We start from the raw sequence: 11,173 nt of genomic DNA, 5'->3' as shown, positions 1-11,173 counted from the left end.
CTTTTGCAGTTGACGTTGATTCGGCAGGTGCAGGGCTGCAAGCCCTGCCGAACACCCCTCAACGCCTGGGAGCGAGCTGCTCGAGCATTTCCCAGGACTTCAGTCCTCGTGGCCCCAGGTGATGGGCCAGCACCCGCCGCATCGGCAGGCGCAGGCTGGCCAGGTCGGCGGCATCGGGCTCTTCATCGGCGGCCAGCGCCAGCAGCGCCGAGCCGGTCGCGGCCGCCCGGCGTTCCCCACCGCGCTCGCTGAGCAGGCGCTGCGCGCCTTCCTGTGGGTCCAGTTCGTAGCGCGCGGCCGGGTCGATCGGCTGGCCGTCGCTGGCGCTGTCCAGATCGAAACCCAGGCCCAGCGCAGACAGCAGCTCGCGCTCAAACCGGCGCAGGGTCCAGGCCAGGCCGGCGCCCACGGCCAGCCGCGCGCGTGCCTCGCCGTAGGCCAGGTACAACTCCGGCAGCGGGTCCTGGCGCGGGGCCAGGCGCAGGGTCAATTCACTCAGATAGAAGCCGGCCAGCATCGCCTGGCCGACCAGGCGCGGGGCAGCATCCAGTGCCTCGGCACCCCGCAGCTGGGCCAATTCGCCCCGCTGCTGGGCACTGAAGCGGATCCACTGCAGCGGCTGCAGGGCCGCGCGCAGCACCTGTCCCTTGGCGGTGGATACGCCACGCGCGAGCAGGCCGATCCGGCCATGCTGCGCGCTCAGCACTTCGACCAGCAGGCTGGTCTCGCGATAGGCCCGTGCATGCAGCACGAAGCCGGTGTCGTCCTCGATCATCATCGAAGCGACTGCAACGGCTTACTCGTAACCGAAGGCCTTCAGTGCGGCCTCGTCGTCGGACCAGCCTTCACGCACGCGCACCCAGGTCTCCAGGAACACCTTGGCCCCGAACAGGCGCTCCATCTGCAGGCGGGACTTGGCCCCGATCTCCTTCAGGCGGGTACCACCCTTGCCGATCACGATCGCCTTCTGGCCCTCGCGCTCGACCCAGATCACCGCACCGATGCGCAGCAGGTTGCCATCTTCGGTGAAGCGCTCGATTTCCACGGTGGTGGCATACGGCAGCTCTTCGCCGAGCTGGCGCATCAGCTGTTCACGTACCAGTTCGCCGGCCAGGAAGCGCTGGCTGCGGTCGGTGATCTCGTCTTCGCCGAACATCGGCGGCGCTTCCGGCAGCAGCGACAGTACGTCGCGTACCAGTGCTTCCAGGCCGTTGCGCTTCTGCGCCGAGATCGGATGCACCGACGAGAAATCGCGGCCGGCCGTGACTTCCTGCAGGAACGGCAGCAGCGCGCCCTTGTCCTTCAGCCGGTCGATCTTGTTGACCACCAGCACCACCGGGATACCGGCGTCGCGCAGAACATTGAAGGCCAGGCTGTCTTCCTCGTCCCAGCGACCAGCTTCGATCACCAGCAGGCCGGCATCGACGCCTTCCAGCGAACCGCGCGCGGCGCGGTTCATCACCCGGTTCATCGCCCGCTTCTGCACCTTGTGCAGGCCGGGGGTGTCGACCAGCACCAGCTGGCCTTCCGGATAGGTGGCGATGCCCAGCAGGCGATGGCGCGTGGTCTGCGGGCGGTTGGAAACGATGCTGACCTTGGCCCCGACCAGGGCATTGGTCAGGGTCGATTTGCCCACGTTCGGGCGGCCGATGACGGCCACGCTGCCGCAATGATGGGAAGTTTGTTCGCTCACTTGGAATCCAGTTGTTCTAGGACGGCTGCAGCCGCCTGTTGTTCGGCAAGCCGCCGCGAGGCGCCTTCGCCCTCGGTGCTGGCGGCCGGGTCGGCTACGTTGCAGCGTACCCGGAAGTGCTTGGCGTGGTCGTCACCGGATTCTGACACCAGTTCATACTGCGGCAACGCCTTCTGTCGGGCCTGCAGCCATTCCTGCAGGCGGGTCTTGGGATCCTTCTCGGGCCGACCGGAAGCCGGCAGTGCCTCGATCGAAGCGCTGAACCAGGGCAGTACCACCGCCCGGCAGGCCTCGAAGCCAGCATCCAGGTAGATCGCGGCCACCACGGCTTCCACGGCGTCGGCCAGAATCGAGTCGCGACGATGACCGCCGGACTTCATTTCGCCGGGGCCCAGGGTCAGCCGCTCGCCCAGTTCCAGGGTGCGCCCGATCACCGCCAGCGCGCCTTCACGCACCAGCTCGGCACGGGCACGGGTCATCGCGCCTTCGTCAGCCTTGGGCCAGCGTCGGTACAGCGCCTCGGCCGCCATCATGTTGACGATGCTGTCGCCGAGGAACTCCAGGCGCTCGTTATGCGGCGCACCGGCACTGCGATGCGTCAGCGCCTGCTTGAGCAGGGCCGGGTCGCTGAAGGCATGACCGATCAGGTCGCCACGTTGGATGAATTTACTGGGCACCGCTTCGTGTCAGGTCCTGGGAAGAATCGAATTTGCCAACCACATCGAGGTTGCCGATCAGCTGACGGCGCACTTCGTAGTTGACCTTGAGGGTCCAGCCATTGTCGCGACGGTCGAACTTCACGTTGGCCGGCTTCACGTTGTCCGAATAGTTGATGTACAGACGCTTGAAGAACAGGTCCTGGATGCGCGCCGGCTCCATGCTGCCCACGCCCGGCTCGTTGGCCAGGCTCTTCATCGCCGAGCGCACCGCGTAGTACTCCTGGTACATCGGGAACAGCTTCATGCCGATGTAGAGGAAGAAGCCAACCACGATCAGGACCGTCAGGAACGAGGTCAGGGTCATGCCACGCTGCGTGTTCATCGTCTTCATTGCGTTCTCCCCAGATACGCGTTGGATGTGAAAATACTCAGTTGGTGCCCGCTCAGTTGATGCTCGAGCCGATCCGCGACGGCTCGAAGCCATCCTTGCAGAACCAGCCCTGGCAGTTCAGCCAGATCAGGAACGCCTTGCCACGCAGGTTCTCTTCCGGCAGCAGGCCCCAGAAACGGCCATCATCGCTGTTGTCGCGGTTGTCGCCCATCACCAGGTACTTGCCGGCCGGCACGGTCCACTGGCCCTGGCCACGCGGATAGTCGGTCTCCAGCACCGTGTGGGTGCGGCCCGGCAGGTGCTCGACCAGCAGGTTGGCGCCCTCGCCCTGGCCCTTGTGGCCGGCGTAGATGCCCTTGTTGTCGTACTTCAGCGGCTCGCCGTTGAGGATCACGCCGTCGCCTTCGAAGACCACGGTGTCGCCCGGCACGCCGATCACGCGCTTGATGAAGTTCTCGCCCTTGGCCGGATCGTTCTCGCCATGGCCGGGGAAGTGAAACACCACCACGTCACCACGCGAGGGCTCGCCCACCGGCACGAACTTGGTGTTGCTGATCGGCAGGCGCAGGCCGTAGGAGAACTTGTTGACCAGGATGAAATCGCCGATCAGCAGGTTCGGCATCATCGAGCTGGACGGGATCTTGTACGGCTCGGCGATGAAACTGCGCACGATCAGCACGATCGCCAGCACCGGGAAGAACGCACGCGAGTAGTCCACCAGCACCGGCTCGGAATCGAGCAGGCCCGCGCGCTGGGCGCGACGCTTGGCGAGGTACAGCTTGTCCGCGAGCAGGATCAGGCCCGAGGCCAGGGTCAGCACGACCAGGAGGATCTCAAACAGTTTCATTCAGGGTCCTTTGCAACGTCACCAGACGACCGGCCCCGCAGGGCCGGTGCGGGCTTACTTGTTGTCCATCTGCAGCACGGCCAGGAACGCTTCCTGCGGGATCTCCACGCGGCCGACCTGCTTCATGCGCTTCTTGCCTTCCTTCTGCTTTTCCAGAAGCTTCTTCTTGCGCGAAACGTCGCCACCATAGCACTTGGCCAGCACGTTCTTGCGCATGGCCTTGACCGTGGTACGGGCGATGATCTGCGAGCCAACGGCGGCCTGGATGGCCACGTCGAACATCTGGCGCGGGATCAGGTCCTTCATCTTTTCGCACAGTTCGCGGCCGCGACGGTCGGCATGGCTGCGGTGCACGATCAGCGACAGTGCATCGACCTTGTCACCGTTGATCAGTACGTCCACGCGCACGAACGGGCCTGCGTCGAAGCGCACGAAGTGGTAGTCCAGCGAGGCATAGCCACGGCTGACCGACTTCAGCTTGTCGAAGAAGTCCAGCACCACCTCGGCCATCGGCAGCTCGTAGCTGATCTGCACCTGGCTGCCCAGGTAGTTGATGCCGATCTGGCTGCCGCGCTTCTCTTCGCACAGCTTGATGATGTTGCCGATGTACTCCTCGGGGGTGAGCACGTTGGCACGGATGATCGGCTCGCGGATCTCCTCGACCTGGTTCACCGGCGGCAGCTTGGCCGGGTTGTCCATGTTGATGATCGAGCCATCGGTCTTCAGGACTTCATACACCACCGTCGGCGCGGTGCTGATCAGGTCCAGGTTGTATTCGCGCTCCAGGCGCTCCTGCACGATTTCCATGTGCAGCATGCCGAGGAAGCCGCAGCGGAAGCCGAAGCCCATCGCCTCGGAGCTTTCCGGCTCGAAACGCAGCGCGGCATCGTTCAGGCGCAGCTTGTCCAGCGCTTCGCGCAGGTCCGGGTAGTCCTCGGCATCGACCGGGAACAGGCCGGCGAACACGCGCGGCTGCATTTCCTGGAAGCCCGGCAGCGGCTTCGGTGCCGGGTCGCCGGCCAGGGTCAGGGTGTCGCCAACCGGCGCACCGTGCACGTCCTTGATGCTGGCGGTGACCCAACCCACTTCACCTGCACGCAGCGCCGGCAGCACCTTGCGCTTCGGGGTGAACACGCCGACGTTGTCGACCTGGTGGTTGCGGCCGGTGGACATCACCTGCAGCTTGTCACCGGCCTTGATCTCGCCCTGCATCACGCGCACCAGCGAGACCACACCCAGGTAGTTGTCGAACCAGGAGTCGATGATCAGCGCCTGCAGCTTGTCGGTGTCGCGCGGCTTCGGCGGCGGGATGCGATGCACGATCGCTTCCAGCACGTCCTGCACGTTCAGGCCGGTCTTGGCACTGACCGGCACGGCGTCGGAGGCGTCGATGCCGATCACGGCCTCGATCTCGGCCTTGGCGCGCTCGATGTCGGCGGTGGGCAGGTCGATCTTGTTGATCACCGGCACCACTTCCAGGCCCTGCTCCACGGCGGTGTAGCAGTTGGCCACCGACTGCGCTTCCACGCCCTGGGCCGCATCGACCACCAGCAGCGCGCCTTCGCAGGCGGCCAGCGAGCGGCTGACTTCATAGGAGAAGTCGACGTGGCCGGGGGTGTCGATGAAGTTCAGATGGTAGGTCTGCCCGTCCTTGGCCAGGTACGGCAGCGACACCGACTGCGCCTTGATCGTGATGCCACGCTCGCGCTCGATCGGGTTGGAGTCGAGCACCTGCGCTTCCATCTCGCGGGCCTGCAGGCCACCACAGAGCTGGATGATGCGGTCGGCCAGCGTGGACTTGCCGTGGTCGACATGGGCGATGATGGAGAAGTTGCGGATGTTCCGCATCGAATCAGAAGACATAGGTGGCGGCGGCGCGCGGCGTCGTCAGGGTAACGGTCGATTATCGCATGCCCGGCGCCCGCCCGCGAAAACGGCCTCATCGGACCGGGCCCGGAATGGCCGAAGCCCCGCCAGGGCGGGGCTTCGGGGAAAAGCCGGGGCCGCCGAAGCGGCCCCGGCAGGCCTTACTGGCCGGCCTTGACCGCGACGAACGCGCTGTTGCCGCTGCCGGTGCGCACCAGCAGCATCACCACGTCACCCTTCTTGTAGCTGGAAAGCGCACGGTTCAGCGCGTCCACGCTGCCGACCTGGGTGCTGGCCACCTGCAGGATCACCATGCCCGGAGACAGGCCCGCATCACGCGCGCCCTGGCCCTTGACCCCGGTGATGCGCACGCCTTCGCCCGATTCCAGGCCCAGCTGCTTGCGCTGCGGTGCGGTCAGGTCACTGACGTCCAGCCCCAGCAGGGCATTGGCGCCGGCCTGTGGAGCCGCATCGCTGTCGCCGGTGGCCGGGCCACGCGAACCGGCCTGCCCGTCTTCGGTCAGTGCGGTCAGGGTGGCACTGAGGTCGCGCGGCTTGCCATCACGGATCACGCCCAGGGTGACCCGGCTGCCCGGTGCCATCGCGCCGATCAGCGGCGGCAGGTCGGACCAGCTGTTGACCGGCGCGCCGTTCACCGAACGGATCACATCACCGATCTTCACTCCGGCCCGGGCTGCAGCCGAGTCCGGCACGATCTGGTTGACCAGGGCGCCGCGGCTGTCCGGCAGGCCCATCGCCTGCGCCTTCAGCCCGTCGATTTCCTGCACCACCGCGCCGAGCTGGCCACGGGTGACCTTGCCGGTCTTCTTGATCTGCTCGACCGCGCTCATCGCCAGGTCGATGGGGATCGCGAAGCTGATGCCCATGTAGCCGCCCGAGGCGGAGAAGATCTGCGAGTTGATGCCGACCACTTCGCCACGGGTGTTCAGCAGCGGGCCACCGGAGTTGCCCTGGTTGATCGCCACGTCGGTCTGGATGAAGGGCACGTAGCGCTGGTCCGGACCACCTGTGCTGCGGCCGAGGGCGCTGACCACGCCGGCAGTGACCGAGTGGTCGAGGCCGAACGGCGAACCGATCGCGACCACCCACTGACCCGGCTTGAGGGAGTTGGAGTCGCCAACGCGCACGGTCGGCAGGTTCTTGCCGTCGATTTTCAGCAGTGCCACGTCGTACTGCTGGTCGCTGCCCACCACTTTCGCGGTGAACTCACGGCGGTCACCCAGCTTGACCTTCACCTCGCTGGCATCGGCCACCACGTGGTAGTTGGTCAGCACATAGCCATCGGGCGAGATGATGAAGCCCGAGCCCATGCCGCGGCCCTTGATGCTGGGGCCACCGTCCGGACCGCCCGGGCCCTGCCCCGGCATCGGGAAATCCGGGCCGAAGAAGCGGCGGAAGAACTCCGGCATGTCATCGTCGCCGCCCATCGGGCCCCGCGAGGCCTGGCGGTTGTTGCGGACGATGGTGGTGTCGACGTTGACCACGCCAGGCCCGACCTGTTCGACCAGATTGGTGAAGTCAGGCAGGCCCGTGACCAGCGGCTGGGCCGGGGCCCGCGGCGCGGCGGCCGGCGCGGCCTGGGTCTGGGCGGCCGGAGCCGGGGCCTGCGCGCAGGCCACCAACGGCAGGGTCAGGGCCAGCAGGCCCATGGCCTGCGTGCGGAGTCGGGGAGTCATCGGACGGCAACCTCCGGATCGGATGGAAAGAGGAATACGGGCCCCGCCGACGGCGGGGCGTGAAAGCGCCCGGCTCAGTCGCGCGGGCGCGGCGGCACCGGCAGGTCGTCCTGCAGGCGCGGCTCGAACGGGTAGAACGCGGCGCCCCCGGCGTGGGCCGGGAAGCTCGCATTGAGCGCGCCACCGGCAGCGGGCGCCAGGCTGGAGCGCGGCCACGGTCGCGCCTGCAGGCCACCAACCTCACCGAACGGCATGTTGCGGCTGGCATTGGCCGGCACGGTCGGGGTCAGCGGCGCCTGTGCGGCGGCCACGGCGCGTTGCGGCATGTCCTCGCGCTGGGCGGCACGCGCGGCCTGCTGGCTGCGGGTAGCGCTGGCGCGACGGGTGTCCTGGCGTCGGCTGGCCGCGGCCATGGCCACTGCCGGTACACCGGCCACGGCCATTGCGGCGGTATCCACCGAGGCTTCGGTTACCGGAGCCGGCGTCGTCGGCGCGGGCGCAAGTTCGGCCTGGCTGGCGATCACCTGCGGTGCCAACGGCTCGCCCGGGGTGGCTTCCTTCAGCTTCTCGCCCCCCATGAACAGCGCCACCGCCGCCACCGAGGCGGCCAGTGCGGCGCCACCGCCCCAGGCCCGCCAACCGCTGCGGCGCACCTCGCGGCGCGGCTCGGCCTGCGGCGCCGGTTCGGCAGCGATGGCGGCGGCCACGGCCGCGCTGAAGCCGGCCGGCGCCAGCGCCGAGGCCTGCCCGCGCATCACGTCACCCAGCAGCTGCCAGCGTTCCTGGCAGCCGGCCAGCTCGGGGTCGTGCTCCATCCGGCGCAGCAGGAAGCGCGCTTCGTCGGCGCCCAGCTCGCCATCGACCAGGGCCGACAGCTGTTCGCGATGGCGCTGGTCCAGGCGCTGCCCGGCGGGCGATTGGTGGTTCTGCGATTCGTTGAACGGATTACTGGTCATACGCGGCTCTTCTCACGGGTGGCGCTGCCGATGTCCAACAGCGGCCGGAGTTCGGTGTCGATCGCCTCGCGCGCCCGGAAGATCCGTGAACGCACGGTGCCGATCGGGCACCCCATTTTCTGCGCGATATCTTCGTAACTCAGGCCTTCCACCTCGCGCAGGGTGATCGCCAACCGGAGTTCTTCCGGCAGCGCATTGACGGCCTTCATCACCGTCTGTTCCAGTTCCTGGCGCATCAACTCGCGTTCGGGCGTATCCGTGTCGCGCAGGCGCGTCCCGCTGTCGAACTGTTCGGCGTCACCGATGTCGATGTCATCGGTCGGCGGCCGGCGATTGTGTGAAGCCAGGTAGTTTTTGGCGGTATTCACGGCGATTCGATGCAACCAGGTTGAGAACTGGGCATCGCCGCGGAAACTTCCGATCGCGCGGTACGCACGGATGAAAGTGTCCTGGGCGACGTCCTGACATTCGCTCCAGTCGGCGATGTAGCGACCGACCAGGGCCACCACGCGATGCTGGTACTTGCGCACCAGGACATCGAACGCGGCGCTCTCGCCGTGCTGCACGCGCCGGACCAGTTCCAGATCCAGCTCCTGAGGTGTATCAACATCGGCCATGAGGGGCCGCACTCCTGTCAGCCCAACCGACGTCGGGCAATGAGACTGCCAATCCCGGGAAAAGTTCAGTCGCCGATCACCTGGCGCCGCACCAGCTTTTAACCACCGTTCCGTTAGCGTCCCGGTCCACGGCCATGGATCCGGGGTCGCCACTCCCCTGCTATTGGGATTTGACGCGGGGGAAACAACCTCTGGATCATAGCCGCTTCTCCATACACAACCGGATGGAACGTCCATGCTCTCAGGCTTCGATGGTCTCCGCTTCAGCCACTGGCACCCCGAGATCCGCGACGACGGCGTGGTGGTTCTCTCCCTGGATCGTCAGGACAGCAGCGTCAACGCCATGTCGCAGGACGTGCTGCTGGAACTGGGCGACCTGCTCGAGCGCATTGCACTGGACCCGCCCAAGGGCGTGGTGATCCAGTCGCTGAAGAAGGCCGGCTTCATTGCCGGTGCCGACCTGAAGGAGTTCCAGGAGTTCGACCGCCGCGGCACCGTCAACGACGCCATCCGTCGCGGCCAGGCCACCTACCAGAAGCTGGCTGAACTGCCCTGCCCGACCGTGGCAGCCATCCACGGCCACTGCCTGGGCGGCGGTACCGAGCTGGCGCTGGCCTGCCGCTACCGCGTGGCCTCCAATGACAGCAGCACCCGCATCGGCCTGCCGGAGACCCAGCTGGGCATCTTCCCGGGCTGGGGTGGCAGCGCGCGCCTGCCTCAGCTGGTCGGCGCACCGGCGGCGATGGACATGATGCTGACCGGCCGCACCCTGTCGGCCTCGGCCGCGCGCGGCATCGGCCTGGTCGACAAGGTGGTGGCACCGGCAGTGGTGCTCGACACCGCCGTCGCGCTGGCGCTGTCCGGCACCACCCGTCCGTTCAAGCAGCGAGCAACAGCGTGGGCCACCAACACCTGGCTGGCACGCACCCTGCTGGCACCGCAGATGGTCAAGCAGGTCGCACGCAAGGCCAAGAAGGACCAGTATCCGGCGCCCTACGCGCTGATCAGCACCTGGCAGCGCAGCGGCGGCAAGCCGATCCAGGCACGCCTGGATGCCGAGCGGCGTGCCGTGGTGAAGCTGGCCAGCACGCCGACCGCGCGCAACCTGATCCGCATTTTCTTCCTGACCGAGCGCCTGAAGGGCCTCGGCGGTGGTGATTCCGGCATCCGCCACGTGCACGTGGTCGGCGCGGGCGTGATGGGCGGCGACATCGCCGCGTGGGCCGCCTACAAGGGCTTCGACGTGACCCTGCAGGACCGCGAGCAGCGCTTCATCGACCCGGCCATGGAGCGCGCGCAGGCCCTGTTCGCCAAGAAGGTACGCGACGAAAGCAAGCGTCCTGCGGTAGCCGCGCGCCTGCGTGCCGACCTGGAAGGCAACGGCGTGGCCGAGGCCGACCTGGTGATCGAGGCAATCATCGAGAACCCGGAAGCCAAGCGCGCGCTGTACCAGACGCTGGAACCGAAGATGAAGCTGGACGCGCTGCTGACCACCAACACCTCGTCGATTCCGCTGGTGGAACTGCGCGACCACATCCAGCGCCCGGCGCAGTTCGCCGGCCTGCACTACTTCAACCCGGTGGCGCAGATGCCGCTGGTGGAAATCATCCACCACGACGGCATGGCGCCTGAGACCGAGCGTCGCCTGGCCGCGTTCTGCAAGGCACTGGGCAAGTTCCCGGTGCCGGTGGCCGGCAGCCCGGGCTTCCTGGTCAACCGCGTGCTGTTCCCGTACATGCTGGAAGCCGCCACTGCCTACGCCGAAGGCATCCCGGGCCCGGTGATCGACAGGGCGGCGGTGAAGTTCGGCATGCCGATGGGCCCGATCGAACTGATCGATACCGTGGGCCTGGACGTAGCCGCCGGTGTCGGCCGCGAACTGGCACCGTTCCTGGGCCTGCAGATTCCGGCCGCGCTGCAGACGGTGGAACCGGACAAACGTGGCAAGAAGGATGGCCAGGGCATCTACACCTGGGAGAACGGCAAGCCGAAGAAGCCGGACGTGGCCAGCGATTACCAGGCCCCGGCCGATCTGGAGGACCGCCTGATCCTGCCGCTGTTGAACGAGGCAGTGGCCTGCCTGCACGAAGGCGTGGTGGCGGATGCGGACCTGCTGGATGCCGGCGTGATCTTCGGCACCGGCTTCGCACCGTTCCGCGGTGGTCCGATCCAGCACATCCGCGCGGTGGGTGCCGACGCGATCGTCGAGCGGTTGAAGGCGCTGCAGCAGCGCCATGGTGACCGTTTCGCACCGCGCCCGGGCTGGGACAACCCCGCCCTGCGCGAACCGGTGGTTTGAGTTTATCGGCCGGGCCTGCGGCCCGGCACCCGCTGGATCAAAAGCCAAAGCCAGAGCCGGAGCAACAGCCGGCTCTGGCTTTTCTGTTTGTTGGGCGGGGCGGTGTGGGCAGGCAGGACACGCCGTAAACCCATCCATGGGGGCTCGA

General features: G+C 67.2%; 10 protein-coding genes. 1 reads left to right on the top strand and 9 read right to left on the bottom strand.

Going from position 1 to position 11,173, the window contains the following annotated elements:
- Positions 1-58: 58 nt before the first annotated feature.
- From recO to rpoE, 9 genes are all read right to left on the bottom strand, one after another.
- Positions 59-778: a DNA repair protein RecO gene (recO, locus tag QRO95_RS24000; protein WP_032129846.1), complete on the bottom strand. Its 720-nt coding sequence runs from the start codon at positions 776-778 to the stop codon at positions 59-61.
- A gap of 18 nt (positions 779-796) precedes the next feature.
- Positions 797-1,693, bottom strand: coding sequence for a GTPase Era (gene era, locus QRO95_RS23995; protein WP_279913871.1), 897 nt, complete (start codon positions 1,691-1,693; stop codon positions 797-799).
- A complete protein-coding gene (gene rnc / locus QRO95_RS23990) occupies positions 1,690-2,370 on the bottom strand; it encodes a ribonuclease III (RefSeq protein ID WP_032129847.1) in 681 nt (226 codons plus the stop codon). Before rnc ends, era begins: the two co-directional genes overlap by 4 nt.
- The gene (locus tag QRO95_RS23985) at positions 2,360-2,743 is read right to left on the bottom strand and encodes a DUF4845 domain-containing protein (protein ID WP_010482821.1); all 384 of its coding nucleotides are present in this window, start codon (positions 2,741-2,743) and stop codon (positions 2,360-2,362) included. Before QRO95_RS23985 ends, rnc begins: the two co-directional genes overlap by 11 nt.
- Positions 2,744-2,795: 52 nt before the next feature.
- A complete protein-coding gene (gene lepB, locus QRO95_RS23980) occupies positions 2,796-3,590 on the bottom strand; it encodes a signal peptidase I (RefSeq protein ID WP_032129848.1) in 795 nt (264 codons plus the stop codon).
- Between the two features lie 54 nt (positions 3,591-3,644).
- On the bottom strand, positions 3,645-5,438 hold the full coding sequence (lepA, locus tag QRO95_RS23975; RefSeq protein ID WP_032129849.1) for a translation elongation factor 4: 1,794 nt from the start codon (positions 5,436-5,438) through the stop codon (positions 3,645-3,647).
- Positions 5,439-5,617: 179 nt separating this feature from the next.
- Entirely contained in the window at positions 5,618-7,153 is a 1,536-nt protein-coding gene (locus tag QRO95_RS23970) for a DegQ family serine endoprotease (protein WP_032129850.1), read from the bottom strand.
- Between the two features lie 74 nt (positions 7,154-7,227).
- Positions 7,228-8,109: a sigma-E factor negative regulatory protein gene (locus QRO95_RS23965; protein WP_032129851.1), complete on the bottom strand. Its 882-nt coding sequence runs from the start codon at positions 8,107-8,109 to the stop codon at positions 7,228-7,230.
- Positions 8,106-8,726 carry an RNA polymerase sigma factor RpoE gene (rpoE, locus tag QRO95_RS23960; RefSeq protein ID WP_010482816.1) on the bottom strand — a complete coding sequence of 207 codons (621 nt, stop codon included), beginning with the start codon at positions 8,724-8,726 and terminating at the stop codon, positions 8,106-8,108. Before rpoE ends, QRO95_RS23965 begins: the two co-directional genes overlap by 4 nt.
- 235 nt (positions 8,727-8,961) lie before the next feature.
- Between rpoE and QRO95_RS23955 the strand changes: the two genes are divergently transcribed.
- Entirely contained in the window at positions 8,962-11,025 is a 2,064-nt protein-coding gene (locus tag QRO95_RS23955) for a 3-hydroxyacyl-CoA dehydrogenase NAD-binding domain-containing protein (protein WP_285303628.1), read from the top strand.
- Positions 11,026-11,173: the final 148 nt, after the last annotated feature.

The sequence above is a fragment of the Stenotrophomonas maltophilia group sp. Smal13 genome, from assembly GCF_030236855.1.
GTDB classification, from domain to species: domain Bacteria; phylum Pseudomonadota; class Gammaproteobacteria; order Xanthomonadales; family Xanthomonadaceae; genus Stenotrophomonas; species Stenotrophomonas maltophilia_A.
This window is presented reverse-complemented; position numbering and strand designations above follow the sequence as displayed.

Bases quoted from the DNA above. Each gene is read 5' to 3' on its own strand.
- QRO95_RS23970 (WP_032129850.1), bottom strand. From the start codon at position 7,153: ATGACTCCCCGACTCCGCACGCAGGCCATGGGCCTGCTGGCCCTGACC.
- QRO95_RS23985 (WP_010482821.1), bottom strand. From the start codon at position 2,743: ATGAAGACGATGAACACGCAGCGTGGCATGACCCTGACCTCGTTCCTG.
- QRO95_RS23955 (WP_285303628.1), top strand. From the start codon at position 8,962: ATGCTCTCAGGCTTCGATGGTCTCCGCTTCAGCCACTGGCACCCCGAG.
- recO (WP_032129846.1), bottom strand. From the start codon at position 778: ATGATGATCGAGGACGACACCGGCTTCGTGCTGCATGCACGGGCCTAT.
- QRO95_RS23965 (WP_032129851.1), bottom strand. From the start codon at position 8,109: ATGACCAGTAATCCGTTCAACGAATCGCAGAACCACCAATCGCCCGCC.
- lepB (WP_032129848.1), bottom strand. From the start codon at position 3,590: ATGAAACTGTTTGAGATCCTCCTGGTCGTGCTGACCCTGGCCTCGGGC.
- lepA (WP_032129849.1), bottom strand. From the start codon at position 5,438: ATGCGGAACATCCGCAACTTCTCCATCATCGCCCATGTCGACCACGGC.
- rpoE (WP_010482816.1), bottom strand. From the start codon at position 8,726: ATGGCCGATGTTGATACACCTCAGGAGCTGGATCTGGAACTGGTCCGG.